Annotated in this window: 16 protein-coding genes; 4 read left to right on the top strand and 12 right to left on the bottom strand. The window is 73.6% G+C overall.

The features are described from left to right. Positions 1–44: 44 nt before the first annotated feature. Complete coding sequence (locus ACFYU0_RS21045; protein WP_351665831.1) at positions 45–821, top strand: ABC transporter ATP-binding protein; 777 nt, start codon at positions 45–47, stop codon at positions 819–821. After that, positions 818–2,407 (top strand): transporter, encoded by a 1,590-nt coding sequence (locus ACFYU0_RS21040; protein ID WP_389303229.1) that lies wholly within the window; start codon positions 818–820, stop codon positions 2,405–2,407. Before ACFYU0_RS21045 ends, ACFYU0_RS21040 begins: the two co-directional genes overlap by 4 nt. A gap of 13 nt (positions 2,408–2,420) precedes the next feature. Here the strand turns inward: ACFYU0_RS21040 and ACFYU0_RS21035 are convergent, their stop codons facing one another. Both ACFYU0_RS21035 and ACFYU0_RS21030 read right to left on the bottom strand, forming a co-directional pair. Then, a complete protein-coding gene (locus ACFYU0_RS21035; protein ID WP_389303226.1) occupies positions 2,421–3,281 on the bottom strand; it encodes an alpha/beta fold hydrolase in 861 nt (286 codons plus the stop codon). A 303-nt stretch (positions 3,282–3,584) separates the two neighbouring features. Continuing rightward, positions 3,585–4,277: a metal-dependent transcriptional regulator gene (locus tag ACFYU0_RS21030; RefSeq protein ID WP_020940714.1), complete on the bottom strand. Its 693-nt coding sequence runs from the start codon at positions 4,275–4,277 to the stop codon at positions 3,585–3,587. A 236-nt stretch (positions 4,278–4,513) separates the two neighbouring features. Between ACFYU0_RS21030 and ACFYU0_RS21025 the strand changes: the two genes are divergently transcribed. Beyond that, on the top strand, positions 4,514–5,269 hold the full coding sequence (locus ACFYU0_RS21025; protein WP_389303224.1) for an SIS domain-containing protein: 756 nt from the start codon (positions 4,514–4,516) through the stop codon (positions 5,267–5,269). Between the two features lie 181 nt (positions 5,270–5,450). On the opposite strand, the gene ACFYU0_RS21020 is transcribed toward ACFYU0_RS21025, so the two are convergent. From ACFYU0_RS21020 to pdxH, 3 genes are all read right to left on the bottom strand, one after another. After that, positions 5,451–6,896, bottom strand: a complete 1,446-nt coding sequence (locus tag ACFYU0_RS21020; RefSeq protein ID WP_351665839.1) for a PAS domain-containing protein — start codon at positions 6,894–6,896, stop codon at positions 5,451–5,453. 113 nt (positions 6,897–7,009) lie between these two features. Then, positions 7,010–7,465 (bottom strand): GNAT family N-acetyltransferase, encoded by a 456-nt coding sequence (locus ACFYU0_RS21015; protein ID WP_351665841.1) that lies wholly within the window; start codon positions 7,463–7,465, stop codon positions 7,010–7,012. 345 nt (positions 7,466–7,810) lie between these two features. Continuing rightward, a complete protein-coding gene (gene pdxH / locus ACFYU0_RS21010; protein ID WP_351665842.1) occupies positions 7,811–8,497 on the bottom strand; it encodes a pyridoxamine 5'-phosphate oxidase in 687 nt (228 codons plus the stop codon). Between the two features lie 165 nt (positions 8,498–8,662). On the opposite strand from pdxH, the gene ACFYU0_RS21005 reads away from it, so the two are divergent. Continuing rightward, complete coding sequence (locus tag ACFYU0_RS21005) at positions 8,663–9,763, top strand: citrate synthase 2 (RefSeq protein ID WP_351665844.1); 1,101 nt, start codon at positions 8,663–8,665, stop codon at positions 9,761–9,763. 54 nt (positions 9,764–9,817) lie between these two features. Here the strand turns inward: ACFYU0_RS21005 and ACFYU0_RS21000 are convergent, their stop codons facing one another. The 7 genes from ACFYU0_RS21000 to ACFYU0_RS20970 all read right to left on the bottom strand — a co-directional run bounded on the left by ACFYU0_RS21000 (position 9,818) and on the right by ACFYU0_RS20970 (position 17,655). After that, positions 9,818–10,849: a 2-oxoglutarate and iron-dependent oxygenase domain-containing protein gene (locus tag ACFYU0_RS21000; RefSeq protein WP_351665846.1), complete on the bottom strand. Its 1,032-nt coding sequence runs from the start codon at positions 10,847–10,849 to the stop codon at positions 9,818–9,820. Positions 10,850–11,102: 253 nt separating this feature from the next. Then, positions 11,103–11,684, bottom strand: coding sequence for a hypothetical protein (locus ACFYU0_RS20995; protein ID WP_389303220.1), 582 nt, complete (start codon positions 11,682–11,684; stop codon positions 11,103–11,105). A 33-nt stretch (positions 11,685–11,717) separates the two neighbouring features. Continuing rightward, the gene (locus ACFYU0_RS20990) at positions 11,718–12,323 is read right to left on the bottom strand and encodes a TetR/AcrR family transcriptional regulator (protein ID WP_351665850.1); all 606 of its coding nucleotides are present in this window, start codon (positions 12,321–12,323) and stop codon (positions 11,718–11,720) included. Further along, the gene (locus ACFYU0_RS20985) at positions 12,311–13,048 is read right to left on the bottom strand and encodes an enoyl-CoA hydratase family protein (RefSeq protein ID WP_389303217.1); all 738 of its coding nucleotides are present in this window, start codon (positions 13,046–13,048) and stop codon (positions 12,311–12,313) included. Before ACFYU0_RS20985 ends, ACFYU0_RS20990 begins: the two co-directional genes overlap by 13 nt. Then, positions 13,045–14,613: a 4-coumarate--CoA ligase family protein gene (locus ACFYU0_RS20980; RefSeq protein ID WP_389303214.1), complete on the bottom strand. Its 1,569-nt coding sequence runs from the start codon at positions 14,611–14,613 to the stop codon at positions 13,045–13,047. Before ACFYU0_RS20980 ends, ACFYU0_RS20985 begins: the two co-directional genes overlap by 4 nt. A gap of 28 nt (positions 14,614–14,641) precedes the next feature. Next, complete coding sequence (locus tag ACFYU0_RS20975) at positions 14,642–15,802, bottom strand: acyl-CoA dehydrogenase family protein (RefSeq protein ID WP_389303211.1); 1,161 nt, start codon at positions 15,800–15,802, stop codon at positions 14,642–14,644. Beyond that, positions 15,799–17,655 (bottom strand): biotin carboxylase N-terminal domain-containing protein, encoded by a 1,857-nt coding sequence (locus ACFYU0_RS20970; RefSeq protein ID WP_389303209.1) that lies wholly within the window; start codon positions 17,653–17,655, stop codon positions 15,799–15,801. Before ACFYU0_RS20970 ends, ACFYU0_RS20975 begins: the two co-directional genes overlap by 4 nt. Positions 17,656–17,657 lie beyond the last annotated feature (2 nt).

Below are 17,657 nucleotides of genomic sequence, written 5' to 3'. Positions count from 1 at the left end.
CGGTCGCCCACCGGGGAGGAGCGGGAGCGCCGTAGCCTTCCTGCATGACCGAAGCTGCGGTGTGCGTACGGGGGCTCTGGAAGCGATTCGGGCAGCAGGTTGCCGTCGGGGGCATCGATCTCGACCTGCCCGCCGGGAAGTTCATCGGGCTGGTCGGCCCGAACGGCGCCGGGAAGACCACGACCCTGTCCATGGTGACCGGGCTGCTGCGCCCCGACGAGGGCTCCGTCGAGGTCGTCGGACACGACGTGTGGCGCGACCCGGTGGCCGTCAAGGCGCGGATCGGCGTACTGCCCGAAGGGCTGCGGCTGTTCGAGCGGCTGTCGGGACGCGAGCTGCTCGGGTACTCGGGCCGGCTGCGGGGGCTGCCCGGCGCCGAGACCGACGAGCGGGCCGCGCAACTGCTGGACGTGCTCGACCTCGCCGGGGCGCAGCACAAGCTCGTCGTCGACTACTCGACCGGCATGCGCAAGAAGATCGGCCTCGCGGCCGCCCTCCTCCACAACCCCGAGGTGGTCTTCCTCGACGAGCCGTTCGAGGGTGTCGACCCGGTGTCCGCGCAGACGATCCGGGGCGTGCTCGAGCGGTACACGGCCTCCGGAGCCACCGTCGTGTTCTCCTCCCACGTCATGGAGCTGGTCGAGTCGCTGTGCGACTGGGTGGCCGTCATGGCGGCGGGCCGCATCCGCGCCACCGGACCGCTGGCCGAGGTGCGCGGCGAACACCCGACGCTGCAGGCGGCATTCCTGGAGCTGGTCGGGGCGCGCGGCCGGGACTCCGCGTCCCGGCTGGACTGGCTGGGCGGCGGTGCGGCCCGATGACGGGCACCACCACCGTCCTCGTACGGCTGAAGCTGTCGCTGCTGCGCAACGGGCTGCGGCAGTCCGCGGGTCGGCGGGCCGCGTTCGTCGCCTCGGCGGTCGTCGCGCTGCTGTTCGCCGTGCTGCAACTGCTGGGCCTGCTCGCGCTGCGCGGGCACGCGCACGCCGAGGCCGTCGCCGTGCCCGGGACCGCCGTGCTGGCACTGGGCTGGGCCGTGATGCCGCTGTTCTTCCCCGGCGGCGACGAGACCCTGGACCCCACCCGGCTGGTGATGCTGCCGCTGCGCCCGCGCCCCCTGGTGCGGGCCCTGCTGGCCGCCTCACTGGTCGGGGTCGGGCCGCTGTTCACGCTGCTGGTCCTGTCCGGATGCGCGTTGTCGGTGGCGCACGGGGCCGCCGGGTACGTCACCGCGGTGATCGCCGTGGTCCTCGCGCTGCTGGTCTGCGTGGCGCTCGCACGGGCCGTCGCCGCCGCCAACGTACGGCTGCTGACCAGCAGGAAGGGGCGTGATCTGGCCGTACTCAGCGGGCTGGTGATCGCCGTCGGGGCCCAGCTCGTCAACTTCGGCGCCCAGCGCCTGGGTTCGGCCGGGCTCGGGCCGCTGCGGCCGGTCGCGGACGTGCTGTCCTGGGTGCCGCCGGCGTCCGCGATCGGCGCGGTGCGCTCGGCGAGCGACGGGGCGTACGGCGTCGCGGCCGGCCGACTGCTGCTGTCGCTCGCCGCGTCGGCCCTGCTGGTCGCCGTGTGGGCGCGGAGCCTCGACCGGCTGATGACCGCGCCGGACGGGTCCACCCTGCGGGACGCGGACGCCGGCGCCGGGGACCGCTCCACCGCGGGCGGGCTCGGCCGGCTGCTGCCCGGCGGGCGCACGGGCACGGTCATGGAACGCGCCCTGCGCTACGTCTGGCGCGACCCGAAGACCAAGTCGGCCTGGGTGACCTCGCTGGCCATCGGGCTGATCGTGCCGGTCTTCAACGCCGTCCAGGGCACCGGTTCCATCTACTTCGCGTGCTTCGCCGCCGGGATGCTCGGCATCCAGATGTACAACCAGTTCGGCCAGGACACCTCGGCGTTCTGGATGGTGGCCATGACGATCTCCTCGCCGCGCGACGCCTACGCCGAACTGCGCGGTCGCGCGCTGGCCCTGCTGGTGATCACCCTGCCGTACGCCGCGCTCGTCACGGTGCTGACCACCGCGCTGCTGGACGCCTGGGAGCGGCTGCCCGAGGTGCTGGGGCTGTCCCTGTCCCTGCTGGGGGCCATGCTGGCGACCGGCGCCTGGACCTCGGCCGGCTTCCCGTACTCCATCCCGCAGGAGGGCCACAAGAACGTGGCGCCCGGGCAGGCGGGCCTCGCCTGGATCTCCGTCTTCGGCGGCATGGTCGCCTCCGCCCTGCTCTGCGCCCCGGTCATCGCGGTGACGATCTGGCTGAACGTCATCGCGGGCGGGGACGCGTGGAGCTGGGTGCTGCTGCCGCTGGGGGCGGCTTACGGGGCGGGGATCGCCTTCGGGGGTCTGCGCCTGGCCGCGCCGCGCACGGCGGCCCGCCTGCCGGAGATCCTGACGGCGGTGAGCAAGGGGTGAGCCGGGAGGGGGGTCAGCCCGCCGCGAGGCGCTCGAGGAAGGGCTCCACGGCCGCCCGCCAGGCCATCGGCTGGTCGTAGTGGACGAGGTGGCCGGCATCGGCGACCTCCGCGTACTCGCCGAGGGGCAGCACCCGCACCATCTCCTGCGCCTCGGCCCGTCCCAGCTCCCCGTCGAGACCGCGCACGACGAGCGTGGGGCAGCGCACCTGGGCCAGCTCCTCCCAGTGGGCGTCGTACACCCAGCTCTCCCGGGTGCGGAGCATCTGGTCGGGTTCGAAGACGGGGCGCCAGCCGTCGGCGGACTCGTGCATCACCTCGGCGTAGAACTCGCCGCGCGAGGGGTTGGGCCGCTCCACCCAGGGATCGTCCTCGCCGAACCACTTGCGGACGTCGGCCAGGGTGGCGAAGGGGACGGGCCAGGAGCGGAACCATTCGGCCCACTCCCGCTGCGAGGCCGCGCCGAGCGCGGAGGCCCGCATGTCGCACACGACCAGTCCGCGCACCAGGTCCGGGCGCCGGGCGGCGAGCTGCCAGGCGGTCAGGGCGCCCATGGCGTGGCCGACGAGGACGGCGGGGCCGAGACCGAGCTGCTCCAGGGCCGCCTCCGCGTCGTCGACGTAGGCCTCCCGGCCGTAAGCGGCCTGCGGGGGCTTGTCGCTGCGGCCGTGACCGCGCTGGTCGAGGGCGACCGCGCGATGGCGCTCGGCGAGCCAGCGGGCGGTGGCCGCCCAGTGCGAGGCGCGGCCCATCAGGCCGTGCAGTAACAGCACCCCCGGAGCGCCCGGCTCCGCCTCCGGTTTCGGAGGGTCGGCATACTCCCAGGCGGCCAGGCGCACCCCGCCCGTTCCCATCACGTCGATACGCCGTGCCATCGGCCTGGTACCCCCCAGCTCCGCCTGCCTCGTACCGGTGTACTGCCGTTCTCGCCGTCCGTCGTCCCTGCCGTCGCAGACTATCGAATGCCTTTTCGAAAATACTGCCTCTGCTACCAACACCCCTCATTCGAGTGACGCCCCCCGAGGAATGATCGCCGCCGCCGAGGGGATCTTTCTGGCGGGAGGCGGACCACTCGGGGAAAAGCGGTCCGAGGGGAATGACCCTGAGAGCTCGGGGCTCCGGGTCAGCAACAGGGGAGGACAGGCCCCGGCGCCGACAGGCGCCGGGGCCCTCCCGTGTCAGCGCTTGGCGACGAACACGTGCGAGGCGACGTCCGCCTCCAGCTCGGCCGCCTCACCACCGCTGCCGACGAGCACCCCGCCCGCCGACTCCGTCACGCTCACCACCGAGCCGGGCTGCACACCCGCACGGCGCAACGTGTACATGAGCTGCGCGTCCGTCTGGATCGGCTCCCCGATCCGCCGGACCACGACCGTCTTGCCGTCCGTCCCCGCGTCCAGATCGGCCAGCGACACCATGCCCTCGTCCAGGAACGGGTCCGCCCCGTCCTTCTCGCCCAGCTCCTCCAGGCCCGGGATCGGGTTGCCGTACGGCGACTCGGTGGGGTGGCGCAGCAGCTCCAGCACCCGGCGCTCCACGGCCTCGCTCATCACGTGCTCCCAGCGGCACGCCTCCGCGTGCACCTGCTCCCACTCCAGGCCGATCACGTCGACCAGCAGACACTCCGCGAGCCGGTGCTTGCGCATCACACGCGTGGCCAGCCGGCGCCCCTCGTCCGTGAGCTCCAGATGGCGGTCGCTGGCCACCGACACCAGACCGTCGCGCTCCATGCGGGCCACGGTCTGGCTCACCGTCGGCCCGCTCTGGTCCAGCCGCTCCGCGATGCGGGCGCGCATGGGGACTACGCCTTCCTCTTCGAGCTCGAGGATGGTGCGGAGATACATCTCCGTGGTGTCGATCAGTCCGGACATACGTGCCCCTCGATTACCTCTGCCGGAACCTGCCCGGCGCGTGCGCTGGCCCTGACTTCAATTCTGCCGGATACCACCGACAACCGTGCCGCACCGAGCGAACGAACGACCCACGCGCGCGACCGCCTCCGGCGCCCGGCGCACACCCGCGCCCCCGCGGCCGCCCGCCGTATTGACACCGCACTGGTCCAGACCGCACGGTGATCCGCGACACAGACGCTGCGAAGGGGCACCGCATGAGCGACGGCACACCCGCCGACCTGTTCTTCGACGCCGCCATCGGCCTGCTGCAACGGGTCCGCGAGGAGGAGGCCGGGGCGATCAGCGCCGCCGCCACCCTGCTCGCCGACACCGTGGCCTCCGGCGGCCGCCTGTTCGCCTTCGGCGCCGGCCACTCCTCGCTGGCCGCCCAGGACGTCGTCTACCGGGCCGGCGGCCTCGCGCTCATGAACCTGCTCACCGTCCCCGGAGTCGTCGGCGTCGACGTCACCCCGGCCACCCTCGGCTCCGCCCTGGAACGCGTCGACGGACTCGCGAGCGCCGTCCTGGACACCTCCCCGCTGCGCGCCGGCGACGCCCTCGTGATCATCTCCCTCTCCGGCCGCAACGCCCTGCCCGTGGAGATGGCCACCGGCGCCCGCGCCCGCGGCGTGAAGGTCATCGGCGTCACCTCGGTCGCCTACGCCGCCGAGACCACCTCCCGGCACTCCTCCGGCACCTTCCTGAAGGACCACTGCGACGTCGTCCTCGACTCGAAGATCTCGGTCGGCGACGCGGAACTCACCCTCGACACCATCCCGGCGCCCTTCGCCCCGGCCTCGACCGTGGTCACCACCGCCCTGATGCAGGCCGTCGTCGCCACCGCCGCGGCAGCCCTCGCCGACCGCGGCATCGAACCCCCGCTGCTGCGCTCCGGCAACGTCGACGGCGGCCACGACTGGAACGCCCGGGTCATGACGGAGTACGGCGACCGCATCTTCTACCGGCACTGACGCCGGGGCCACCGGCGCTGACACCGGGGCTCTCGGCACTGGCATCGGGGCCACCGGCACTGACACCGGCACGAGGGCCACCGGCGCTGACACCGGCACGGGGGCCACCGGCGCTGACACCGGGGCTACCAGCACTTGCATCGGGGCCACCGGCGCTGACACCACGGCCGCCGGCCAGGCCCTACTCCCCGGCCCGGGGCGCCCGCGCCGCGTCCGCGAGATCCAGCGCCGCCCCCACCCGCGCCGCCACGTCCTCCGCGTACGCCGCGTCCGAACGCTCGAAGCGGTTCCGGGCGGCCCCGCGCAGGAACGTGACCACGCCCAGCGTCCGGCCCCGGCTGCGCAGCACGGCGCACAGTGCGTGCACCGCGTCCTCGGGCCACTGCCGGGCCAGCGCCCAGTCCCGCGCCCGCTCGGCCGGCACCGACCCCGCGTCCGCGCGCACGGTGCCGGCCCGCTCGACGCACTGCAGCACCGGGTGCCCCGCCTCGTAGCGCAGCGGCAGCCCGGCCGCGCCCGTGACCAGGCTCGGTCCCGGCGCCCCCGCGGGGGACGCGGCCAGCCGCACCAGCCGTACCGGAGACGAGTCGTCGCCCTCCGCGCGCGGGGCCCCCGCCAGGCGGTCGAGCAGCGCGTGGTCGGCGAAACCGGCGAGCGCGAAGTCCAGATGGACGGTGGCCGCCTCCGCCGGGTCCTCGCACTCCGCGGCCGCCCGGGCGGCCCGGTGGAGCTGATTGGAACGGAAGCGCAGCAGGGACGCCTCCTGCTCGCCCTGCTTGGCCTCCGTGACGTCCAGGAAGAGCCAGCCCACCCCGAGCGGCACCGGTTCCTCCGCGAGCGGCGAGGCCAGCCGCACGAACCCGCTGCGCCAGCAGCGCCGCCGCTCGCCCTCGGGCCCGCGCACCGCCACCCACATCTCGGCGGGCGCGGGCGGCGCGCCCTCGGCCAGCACATGGGTGAGGGCGCTCTCCAGCTCCTCCACCCCCTGGGCGAGCAGCTCGCCCAGGGGCCGCCCCAGTGCCGACGTCCGCCCGATGCCCAGAGCCCGCGCCGCGTGCCCGTTGACGACGGCCGGCCGCAGATCGGCGTCCACGAGGACCACGCCCCAGGACGCGTCCTCGAACAGCGCCTCGCTCAGCGCGATCGACCGCTCCAGGTCGATCTGCGCGTGCACCTCGCTGAAGGCGCAGTACACCCCCGCCGGCTTCCCGTCCGGTCCGCGCACGGCGGCGGACTGCGTCCGCACGAGCACCCGCCCGCCGTCCTTGGTGACCAGCGCGAACTCGTGCACCTGCCGGCCCGGCGCGTGCATGGCGGACATCAGGCGCTCCTGGACCTCCTCGGCGTCCGCGCTGCGCACCGCCCAGCCGGCGAACCCGTGCCGCCCGACCGCCTCGCCGACCGTCCAGCCCAGGATGCGCTCCGCCTCGCGGTTCCAGTGCGTCACCACCCCGTCGGCGTCGAACGCGCACAGGGCCGCGTCCATGCCGTCCAGCAGCGCGGCGAGCAGATCGGAACCGCCGGGCTCGTCAGGGCAGTCGGCGCCGGCCGGCCCGTGCGGGCCGCCCCGCTCGGGCTCGTCGGGCCCCAGCTCGTCGGTGGTCCCACTCCGCCGGGAAGCACTCACCTGGACCCCCTGGACGCTGCGTCCGCGCACGCACGGCGCTCGGTTCGCTCACTGGCCTTCATTCAACTCGAACGTGACGCAGCCCACATCCTGTTCCCGCAAGATTGCCGCAATCATTGCCCGGCCGACGCCATGAGCCGCAGGTCGACCCACTCGTCGCGCTCCCCGTCGAGCACGTACCGGTCGACCTCCACGAACCCGTGCCGCCCGGCGAACCGCAACCCGTCCTCGTTCACCGCCAGCACACACGTCTCGACGGTCTCCGCCCCCAGCCCGCGCGCGTGCGCCAGCCCGTCCTCGTAGATCACCGACCCGAACCCGCGCCGCCGGAACCCGGGCAGCACCCGTGCGATCACGGTCGCCACCCGCTCCTCCCCGGTCGGCGGCCGAACGGTGGAGCACCCGACCAGCTCCTCCCCGAGATAGGCGTTCACCAGCCGGTACCGCCCCACCCGCGTCCGCGCCCCCGCGAGGGACATGGCAGCGGGCGGCACCACCACGTTGTGCACGTACCGCCACTGCTCGAGCATGCCGTCGCCGTCCACGGCCCGGATCCGAAGGTCACCCATGCCCGGCAAGCTAGGGGCACCCCTCGCGGCCCGTCCACCGCATTGGGCCGCCGGGCGGCCGGGGTCCTCGATAAATCCCTTGAGCATCCGCGAAGCGCTTCTTAGGGTGTGGGTTACACGAGAAGGGAGGTGGTTCGGCAGATGTATGAGAACCGGACGCGTGAGGTGGCTGCGGGCTAGCGGTCCGCCACCACATCCAGTGCGGTGCCGGACCAGCGCGTGACAGACGCGTGCAGCCGGCCCAATCCCAAGCAGTCACCCGACCCGCGAGCTCGCCGGTACGTCCGGCCGGCTTCGCCGCCTTCCGGTGGTGGAACCGAGCTCGCGGGTCGTCTGCGTGTGGGGTCAGGGGCTCAGGCGTTGCAGGGTCCAGGAGCCGTCGGGGCGGCAGGTGTAGCGCAGGCGGTCGTGGAGGCGGTTCTCGCGGCCCTGCCAGAACTCGACCGTCTCCGGGGCGATGCGGAAGCCGCCCCAGTGCGGCGGGACCGGGATCTCCTCGTCCTCCGGGTAACGCGCGTCCAGTTCGGCGTAGGCCGCTTCCAGTTCGGCGCGGGACGCGATCACGGAGGACTGGGCGCTGGCCCAGGCGCCCAGCCGGGAGCCGCGCGGGCGGGTGCGGAAGTAGGCGGCGGTCTCCTCCCGGCCGGTGCGGCGGGCGACGCCGGTGACGATGACCTGGCGGGCGATCGGGTGCCAGGGGAAGAGCAGCGACACGTACGGGCCGGCGGCGAGTTCGCGGGCCTTGCGGGAACCGTAGTTCGTGTAGAAGACGAAGCCGTCGGAGTCGAACTGCTTCATCAGGACCGTGCGGGAACTGGGCCGGCCCGCCGCGTCCGCGGTGGACACGACCATCGCGTTGGGTTCGTAGAGCGTGCCGTGCAGGGCCGCCCGTGCTGCGTCCTCGAACCAGCCGGCGAACTGGTCCATCGGGTGTGCCGGCAGGTCCTTCTCGTCGAGGCCCGCGGCCCGGTACTGCTTGCGCATGGCGGCGGGGTCCAGCAGCGGGTCGGGGCTGGGTTCGCGGTCGGTCACGCGGTCATCCTGCCGTATCGAACGCGCATGGCACTCAGTGTCGCGTGGGCTCCCCAACTGTGGCACTCGGGGTTATGGTGCTGGTTCCGCCGCGGTTTGGGTGACCACCGGCCGATCGGGGCATCACCGGTGTGACCGCCGCCGACATTCATTAGGAGCCGCCTGATGTCCGATTTCGTACCCGGACTCGAAGGGGTCGTCGCGTTCGAGACGGAGATCGCCGAACCCGACAAGGAAGGCGGTGCCCTGCGGTATCGGGGCGTCGACATCGAGGACCTGGTCGGGCACGTCTCCTTCGGGAACGTGTGGGGTCTGCTGGTCGACGGCGCCTTCAACCCCGGCCTGCCGCCGGCCGAGCCGTTCCCGATCCCGGTGCACTCCGGTGACATCCGGGTGGACGTGCAGTCGGCGCTCGCCATGCTGGCCCCCGTCTGGGGTCTGAAACCGCTGCTGGACATCGACGTGGAGCAGGCGCGGGCCGACCTGGCCCGGGCCGCGGTGATGGCGCTGTCGTACGTCGCCCAGTCGGCGCGCGGGCAGGGGCTGCCGATGGTGCCGCAGCGGGAGATCGACAAGGCGGGTTCGGTGGTCGAGCGGTTCATGATCCGCTGGCGGGGCGAGCCGGACCCGAAGCACGTGGCCGCCGTGGACGCCTACTGGACCTCGGCCGCCGAGCACGGCATGAACGCGTCCACCTTCACCGCCCGGGTCATCGCCTCCACGGGCGCGGACGTCGCGGCCGCGCTGTCGGGTGCGGTCGGTGCGATGTCCGGTCCGCTGCACGGCGGTGCGCCCTCGCGGGTGCTCGGGATGATCGAGGAGATCGAGCGCACCGGGGACGCGGAGGCGTACGTCAAGCAGGCCCTGGACCGCGGCGAGCGCCTGATGGGCTTCGGGCACCGGGTGTACCGGGCGGAGGACCCGCGGGCGCGGGTGCTGCGGCGTACCGCGCGGGAGCTGGGGGCGCCGAGGTTCGAGATCGCCGAAGCGCTGGAGAAGGCCGCGCTGGAGGAGCTGCACAACCGGCGGCCGGACCGGGTGCTGGCGACCAACGTGGAGTTCTGGGCGGCGATCATGCTGGACTTCGCGCAGGTTCCGGCGCACATGTTCACGTCGATGTTCACGTGTGCGCGGACGGCCGGGTGGTCGGCGCACATCCTGGAGCAGAAGCGGACGGGGCGCCTGGTGCGGCCGTCGGCGAAGTACGTGGGGCCGGGGCCGCGCAGCCCGCGGGACATCGAGGGGTACGCGGACATCGCCCACTGAGCGTGCCGCTGGGGGGCGCGGGCGGGCCGCCCGCGCCCCTCTTTCGGCACGGGGTCACGCCGGTGCCAGCAGGTCCCCGTGGTGCCGCTGGGCCGCCAGCGGGTGGGCCCTGAGCTTGCCCTTGAGTTCGTTGTAGCCGTACTCGGCGTACAGCGGGTTGGCCGGGTCGGTGGTGATGCCGGGGGCCGTACCGGCGTGCGGGAAGGGCAGCGGCTCGATCCGGGCGTCCAGGCGGGGGTTGTAGAAGAACGGGACGGAGAAGCGTTCCGTCGCTCCGGGCGGGCTGACCACGCGGTGGTTGGTGGCGAGCAGGTAGCCGTTGGTCGCGACCTCGAGGAGTTCGCCGAGGTTGACGACGAAGGCGCCCTCGATAGGCGGCACGTCGTGGAAGCGGCCGTCCGCGCGCTGGACCTGGAGGCCGCCGACGGTGTCCTGCAGGAGCAGGGTGAGGAAGCCGTAGTCCTTGTGGGCGCCGACGCCCTGGTCGGCGCCGTCGCCCGCGCTGCCGGGGTAGCGGACGAGTTTGAGGTGCGGGTGGGCGTGCGCGCCGAAGACGGGGTCGTAGAAGCCGGCGGGGGCGCCGATGGCGGTCAGCAGTTCGCGCAGCAGGCGCTGGGCGACGGCGCTCAGCCGGTCGATCCAGGCGAGGGCGGCGGTGCGCAGTGCGGGGAGGGCGGCCGGCCACTGGTTGGGGCCCTGCAGCCACCAGTAGGGCGGTTCGCCGGGGCCGGGAACGCGGGCGGGGCGTTCGGCGCCTATGTCGAGCTGGTCGCGCCAGTCGCGGGCGCCGGCGGTGCGTTCGTCGCCGGTGCGGGTGTAGCCGCGGAAGTGCGGGGAGCCGACGTTGTCGAGGGCGAGCCGGTCGGCCTCGGGGAGGTCGAAGAAGGCGCGCATGGCGGTGAGCAGCGCGTCGGTCTCGGCCTGGGTCACGCCGTGCCCGACGAGCTGGAAGAAGCCGACGTCGTGGGCGGCGCTGTGCAGCTGGGCGTGGAGCAGGGCGCGGGCCCGGGGGCCGCGGTCGGCGGCCGAGAGGTCGATGATGGGGAGCTGGGCGTACGACGGGTTCGTCGCGGTGTGCGTCGTCATGGGTGCGTCCGCTGGGTCTACGGGGCGCGGGCGGCCGCCGAGGGGTGTGGGCGGCCCCCGGGTGCCGGAAAAGGGAGAAGAGCGAGGAGGGGGCTGGGTCAGGCGGAGAGGCGCCGACAGCCCATGCTCGTGACGCGCACGTAGTCCACGTGGCGGCGTCGGACGAGCATCGGAAGCATGGGGGAAAGCGTACTGCGGTTCGCGTGATGCGCCTGTGGCCGGGCTCACTGCGCCGGGGCCACGGCGGGCGGGGTCAGAGCTTGCCCTGGATGTGGACCGTGCGGTGGCCGTCCAGTCGCCCGGCCAGCCGGGCGCGGAAGTCGTCGGTGAACGGGGGCCAGTTCCAGAACTCGAGGCCGAGGTGGCCGAGGGCGTAGTAGTCGTCGCCCCAGGTCCAGTCGGCGACGGGCACGGTGGCGGCGCAGGCGGGGCAGCGGACGTCGGCGGCGCCCGTGGTGGCCCAGAGGTCGATGGCCCGGCCGAAGGGCTCCCATGCCTCGTCGATGTGGTCCCCCGCGTCGGTGTGGAGGCGGACGGTGCCGGCGCAGCGGGGGCAGCGGGCCCATCCGGCGTCTCCCTGGCCGCCGGTGAAGACGGTGCGCCCGGTGTGCACGGCCAGGCCGTCGTACGGCTCGTCGTCCGCGTCGGCCGGGGCGACGGCCCGGTGCCAGTCCGGGCCGGGCGGGTGCCCGAGCGGCTGTCCGAGCACGCAGTCGGTGCGCTCGGCCCGCACGATGCCCCCGGCGACCAGCCAGTCGGTCAGCGACCGGGCCAACCGCGGCGCCTCCTCGGGCGTCGCGTCGAGGTCGACGAGGATCTGGAAGTGGTCGCCCATGGCGGATTCTTAGCCTCGGCCACTGACAGCGGCTCAGTCCAGGGCCGTCTCCACGAGCGCCGCCCACTGGGCGACCACGCGCTCGCGGCGGGCGGTGTCGTCGGTGAGGAGGTTGGCGAGGCCGAGTCCGCGGGCCATGTCGAGCAGGCCCTGGACGGTTTCGCGGACACCGGGGCGGGACTCGTCGGCGCCGAGGAGTTCGACGGCGATGCGGTGGGACTCGCGGCCGACGCGGGCCTCGAGTTCGGTGACGCGCGCGCGGAGCTGTTCCTCGTCGCTGGCGGCGACCCACAGGTGCAGGGCGGCCCGGAAGAGGGGGCCGGTGTAGAGGCCGACGACGGCGGAGACGACGGCGCGCCGGTCGGCGGGACCGTCGGGGAAGAGTTCGCGCAGGGCGGTGGAGCGCTCCTCGGCGACGTACTCGACGGCGGCCGTGAACAGGTCCTCGCGGGTGGGGAAGTGGTGCTGGGCGGCGCCCCGGGAGACGCCGGCGCGTTCGGCGACGGCGGCGACCGTGGAGCCCGCCCAGCCGTGTTCGGCGAGGCAGGCCACGGCGGCCTCCAGGAGCCGCTGCCGGGTGGCCCGGCTGCGGTCCTGTTTGGGTACGCGGTCGCGTTCCGCCGTACTCACACCACCCATGCCGCATCCCGTCTTTCCAGGAAGGCCGTCATCCCCTCCCTGGCCTCGGGCGAGGAGAACAGCCGGGCCGAGAGCGCGGTCAGGGCGGCCGCCTCCCGGTCGAAGGTCTCCAGCACCCTAGCCGTGAGCAGCCCTTTCGTCTCGGCCAGGGCCTGGGGCGAGGAGCGGCGCAGGCCGTCGAGGACGGGGGCGAGGACTTCGTCGACGTCGTCGGCGGTCGCGGTGAGCAGGCCGAGCCGTACGGCTTCGGCGGGGTCGAAGCGTTCGCCGGTGAGGTAGTAGCGGGCCAGGGCGCGCGGGTCGGCGCGCGGCATGACGGGCAGGGAGATCACCGCCGGGGCGACGCCGATGCGGACCTCGGTGAAGGTGAAGGTGGCGGTGGTGGCGGCGGCGGTGATGTCGCAGGCGGCGAGGAGGCCGAGGCCGCCGGCCCGGACGTGTCCGGTGACTCGGGCGAGCACGGGTATGGGCAGCTCCACGATCTGCCGCAGCAGGCCGACCAGCGCCTCCGGATGCGGTGGGTCGCGCAGGTCGGCCCCGGCGCAGAAGGTGGTGCCGGTGTGGGTGAGGACGACGGCGCGTACGCCGGGGTCCTCGGCGCAGTCGGCGAGCGCGCCGGAGAGGGCGTCGACGAGGGCGGCGGACAGTGCGTTGCGGGTGGCGGTGGCGTCGAGGCTGAGGGTTTCGACGGCACGCGCGCGTGTACGTGAGACGAGGGTGCTCAAGGGTGCTCCCGGAGCTGTCGGCGGAGGATCTTCCCGGAGGCGGCGCGGGGCACGGTGTCGATGAAGGTGACGCGGCGGACGCGTTTATAGGGGGCGACGCGTTCGGCGACGTGCAGCATGACCTCGTTCTCGGCGAGGTCCCCGGCGGCGGGCTGGCGGACGACGAAGGCGTGCGGGATCTCGTTGCCGTCGTCGTCGTGTGCGCCGATGACGGCGGCGTCGGCGATGCCGGGGTGGGTGAGCAGCAGGGCCTCCAGTTCGGCCGGGGCCACCTGGAAGCCCTTGTACTTGATGAGTTCCTTCACCCGGTCGACGACGAAGAGCCAGCCGTCGTCGTCGACGTGCCCGACGTCGCCGGTGTGCAGCCAGCCGTCGGGATCGATCATGGCGGCGGTGGCGTCGGGGCGGCCGAGGTAGCCCTTCATGACCTGCGGGCCGCGGATGAGGATCTCGCCGGGTTCGCCGGTGCCGAGGTCCTTGCCGGGGTCGTCGAGGGAGACGATGCGCATCTCGGTGCCGGCGATGAGGCGGCCGACGGTGCCGGCGGGCGCGTGGTGCAGGGCGTCGAGCGGGACTACGTGGGTGCCGGGCGACAGTTCGGTCATGCCGTAGGCCTGGCCGATCGGGGGCAGGCCGAGGCGTTCGGCGCAGGCGGCGGCGAGGCGTGCGTCCAGGGGGGCGGCGGCGCTGATGACGTGCTTGAGGGAGCTGAGGTCGTAGCGGGCGACCGCCGGGTGTTTGGCGAGGGCGAGGACGATCGGCGGGGCGACGTACAGGCCGGTGATGCGGTGGGTCTCGATGGCGGCGAGGAAGGTCTCGAGGTCGAAGCGGGGCAGGACGACGACGGTGGCGCCCTTGCGCAGGGGGGCGTTCATCAGGGCGGTGAGGCCGTAGATGTGGAAGAACGGCAGCACGGCGAGGATGCGGTCGCCGGGTCCGGCCGGGACGGGGGCTTCGAGCTGGGCGAGGTTGGTGGCGATCTGCCGGTGGGTGAGCATCACGCCCTTGGGGACGCCGGTGGTGCCGGAGGAGTACGGCAGGGCGGCGATGTCCTCGGCCGGGTCGATGCCGATCTCGGGCTCGGGGGCGGTGGTGGCGAGCATGTCGATGAGCGAGCGGTGCCCGGGTGCGCTGTCGCACACGAATATCTCCCGCACCCCGCCCGCGAGTTCGGCGGCGCGGCGGGCGGTGCCCAGCAGCGGGGAGATGGTGACGATCCAGCGGGCGGCGCAGTCGGCCAGCTGTTTGGCGAACTCCTCGGGGGTGGCGAGCGGGTGCACCGTGGTGACGGAGGCGCCCGCGCGCGTGGCCGCGTAGAAGGCGGTCGGGAAGGCGATCGTGTTGGGGCTGTGCAGGGCGAGGACGTCGCCCTTGCGGACGCCGGCGTCCACGAGGGCGGCGGCGATCCGCCGGTGGAACCGGTCCACTTGCTCGTACGTGAGGGTGGTGCCGTCCGTGCCGTCGATGAGGGCCGGGTGGTCGCCGTAGCCGGCGGCGTGGCCCAGGACGACGTCGTGGATGGGAAGGTCTACGGGCGGGACGTCTGCGTACTCGCTGCGGAACACGGTTCCTCCAAGCGGCCGTCGCTGCGGCCTAGTACGACTTGGGCAGGCCGAGCGTCTGGTGGGAGACGTAGTTGAGAATCATCTCCCGGCTCACCGGCGCGATACGAGACACGCGCGAGGCCGTTATCAGTGAGGCGAGGCCGAACTCGCGGGTGAGGCCGTTGCCGCCGAGGGTGTGCACGGACTGGTCGACGGCCTTCACGCAGGCCTCGGCGGCCGCGTACTTGGCCATGTTGGCGGCCTCGCCCGCCCCGATGTCGTCGCCCGCGTCGTAGAGGTGGGCCGCCTTCTGCATCATGAGCCGGGCCAGTTCCAGGTCGATGTGCGCCTGGGCGAGGGGGTGCGCGATGGCCTGGTGGGCGCCGATGGGGGCTTTCCAGACGGTGCGCTCGCGGGCGTACTCGACCGCCCGGGCGAGCGCGTATCGGCCCATGCCGATGCCGAACGCGGCGGTCATGATGCGCTCGGGGTTGAGTCCGGCGAAGAGCTGGAGCAGACCGGCGTCCTCGTCGCCCACGAGTGCCTCGGACGGCAGCCGCACGTCGTCCAGGACGAGTTCGAACTGCTTCTCGGCGGCGTTCAGTTCCATGTCGATCGGGCGCCGCTGGAAGCCCTCGGCGTCCCGGGGGACGATGAACAGGCAGGGCTTGAGGCGGCCGGTGCGGGCGTCCTCGGTACGGCCGACGATGAGCACGGCGTCGGCCATGTCGACGCCGGAGATGAAGACCTTGCGGCCGGTGAGGAGCCAGTCGGCGCCGTCCTTGCGGGCCGTGGTGGTGATGCGGTGGGAGTTGGAGCCGGCGTCGGGCTCGGTGATGCCGAAGGCCATGAGGCGGGTGCCGTCGGCGAGTCCGGGGAGCCAGGTCCGCTTCTGCTCCTGCGTGCCGAAGCGGGAGATCACCGTGCCGCAGATGGCCGGGGAGACGACGAGCATGAGGAGCGGGGAGCCGGCCGCGCCCAGTTCCTCCAGGACGATGGAGAGTTCGGTGATGCCGCCGCCCCCGCCGCCGTGCTCCTCGGGGAGGTTGACGCCGAGGTAGCCGAGCTTTCCGGCCTCCGCCCACAGTTCGGTGGGGTGGCGGCCCTCGGCGAGGGTCCGGGCGATGTAGTCGCGGCCGTAGCGCTTGCCGAGGGCGGCCACCGCGGCGCGCAGGGCCTTGTGCTCGTCGGACTCGATGAGGGTGCTCATGGTGTCTCCCGGAGTTCGTGTACGACCGCCAGCAGCGTTCCTGGCTCCACCTGCCGGCCCGTGGTGGCGTGCAGGGCGGTGAGCGTGCCCGTGACGGGCGCCGAGATCTGGTGCTGCATCTTCATCGCCTCCAGCCAGATCAGCGGCTGGCCGACCCGCACCGTCGCTCCCTCGGTCAGCCCGTCGGCGACGCGGACGACCGTGCCCGGCATGGGGGCGAGCAGGGAGCCCGGGGCGAGCTGGGCCGCCGGGTCGGGGAAGCGGGGCAGTTCGGTGAGCGCGGTGGAGTTCACGTACACCCGGTCCGTGCCGTACCGCGCCACCTCGAACCGGTGCTGGACGCCGTCCACTTCCAGTACGACGAGACGGGCGTCGGTGTGCACCACCCGGACCCCGTCGGCGGTGGGGCCCTGCCGGGTGTGCCGGTAGTGGACCTCGTGCTCCTCGCCGGCCATCTCGTACCGCTTGGCCTGCGGTTGCGAGGGCACGTTGCGCCAGCCGCCGAAGCGGGAGCGGCCGTGGGCGTCGGCGAGGGCGGCGGCGAGCGGGGCGTGCGGGTCGGGGGCCGGGGCGGTGAGGGCGGCGAGGTGGCGGTCGTAGAAGCCGGTGTCCATGCGGCCGGCGGTGAACTCGGGGTGGCGCAGGGAGTTCACCAGCAGGTCCCGGTTCGTGACCGGGCCGTGCAGCGCGGCGCGTTCCAGCGCGCCGGCGAGCCTGCGGACCGCCTCCGCGCGCGTGCGGGCGTGGGCGACGACCTTGGCGAGCATCGGGTCGTAGTGGACGCCGATGGTGTCGCCGTCGGCGTAGCCGGTGTCGAGGCGGACGCCGGCGGGCACGTCGAGGCGGTGCAGGGTGCCGGTCTGGGGGGCCCAGTCGCGGGCCGGGTCCTCGGCGTACAGGCGCACCTCGACGGCGTGGCCGTGCGCCCGCGGCGGCTCGCTCGCGAGCGGGTGGCCCTCCGCGATCCGGATCTGCTCCGCCACCAGGTCGACGCCGAACACCGCCTCGGTGACCGGGTGTTCCACCTGGAGGCGGGTGTTCATCTCCAGGAAGTGCGCCCGGCCGTCGGCGACCAGGAACTCCACGGTGCCGGCGCCGACGTAGGACACCGCGCGCGCGGCGCGTACCGCGAGCGTGTCCAGCTCCTCCCGGAGCCCCGCGGTCAGACCGGGCGCCGGGGCCTCCTCGACCACCTTCTGGTGGCGGCGCTGGAGGGAGCAGTCGCGGGTGCCGAGGGTCCACACCGTGCCGTGGGTGTCGGCGAGGATCTGCACCTCGACGTGGCGGCCGCGTTCCAGGTAGGGCTCGGTGAAGACCTCGCCGTCGCCGAAGGCGCTCGCGGCCTCGGCGCGCGCGCCCTCCAGCGCGTCCGGCAGGTCCGCCAGGCGGCGCACGATCCGCATCCCGCGCCCGCCGCCGCCCGCGGCGGCCTTCACCAGCACCGGCAGGTCGGCCTCGGTGACCTCGCCGAGGGGCGCGATGCCCATCAGCTCCTTGGCGCGCGTCTTGGACGCCATCGCCTCGATCGCCTCCGGGGGCGGGCCGATCCAGACGAGTCCGGCGTCGAGGACGGCCCGGGCGAACGCGGGGTTCTCGGAGAGGAAGCCGTAGCCGGGGTGGACGGCGTCGGCGCCGGCCGCCAGGGCGGCCTTCACGATCAGGTCGCCGCGCAGGTAGGTCTCGGCGGGCGTCGCGCCCGGGAGCCGTACGGCGGTGTCGGCCACGCGCGTGTGCAGCGCGCCGGCGTCCGCGTCCGAGTGCACCGCGACCGTGCGGATGCCCAGTTCACCGCAGGTGCGGAAGATCCGGCAGGCGATCTCGCCGCGGTTGACGACCAGCAGGGTCGAAATCATGA

It is taken from the genome of Streptomyces sp. NPDC003720 (assembly GCF_042875075.1).
Lineage (GTDB): Bacteria > Actinomycetota > Actinomycetes > Streptomycetales > Streptomycetaceae > Streptomyces.
The sequence above is the reverse complement of the archived record's forward strand: the minus strand, read 5'-3'. Positions and strand labels throughout refer to the sequence as shown.

What these genes read in the sequence shown, in the direction of transcription:
- ACFYU0_RS21005 (WP_351665844.1), top strand. Translation starts at nt 8,663, where the DNA reads ATGTCCGATTTCGTACCCGGACTCGAAGGGGTCGTCGCGTTCGAGACG.
- ACFYU0_RS21025 (WP_389303224.1), top strand. Translation starts at nt 4,514, where the DNA reads ATGAGCGACGGCACACCCGCCGACCTGTTCTTCGACGCCGCCATCGGC.
- ACFYU0_RS21000 (WP_351665846.1), bottom strand. Translation starts at nt 10,849, where the DNA reads ATGACGACGCACACCGCGACGAACCCGTCGTACGCCCAGCTCCCCATC.
- ACFYU0_RS21015 (WP_351665841.1), bottom strand. Translation starts at nt 7,465, where the DNA reads ATGGGTGACCTTCGGATCCGGGCCGTGGACGGCGACGGCATGCTCGAG.
- ACFYU0_RS21040 (WP_389303229.1), top strand. Translation starts at nt 818, where the DNA reads ATGACGGGCACCACCACCGTCCTCGTACGGCTGAAGCTGTCGCTGCTG.
- ACFYU0_RS21045 (WP_351665831.1), top strand. Translation starts at nt 45, where the DNA reads ATGACCGAAGCTGCGGTGTGCGTACGGGGGCTCTGGAAGCGATTCGGG.
- ACFYU0_RS20975 (WP_389303211.1), bottom strand. Translation starts at nt 15,802, where the DNA reads ATGAGCACCCTCATCGAGTCCGACGAGCACAAGGCCCTGCGCGCCGCG.
- ACFYU0_RS20990 (WP_351665850.1), bottom strand. Translation starts at nt 12,323, where the DNA reads ATGGGTGGTGTGAGTACGGCGGAACGCGACCGCGTACCCAAACAGGAC.
- ACFYU0_RS20995 (WP_389303220.1), bottom strand. Translation starts at nt 11,684, where the DNA reads ATGGGCGACCACTTCCAGATCCTCGTCGACCTCGACGCGACGCCCGAG.
- ACFYU0_RS21035 (WP_389303226.1), bottom strand. Translation starts at nt 3,281, where the DNA reads ATGGCACGGCGTATCGACGTGATGGGAACGGGCGGGGTGCGCCTGGCC.
- ACFYU0_RS20970 (WP_389303209.1), bottom strand. Translation starts at nt 17,655, where the DNA reads ATGATTTCGACCCTGCTGGTCGTCAACCGCGGCGAGATCGCCTGCCGG.
- ACFYU0_RS21030 (WP_020940714.1), bottom strand. Translation starts at nt 4,277, where the DNA reads ATGTCCGGACTGATCGACACCACGGAGATGTATCTCCGCACCATCCTC.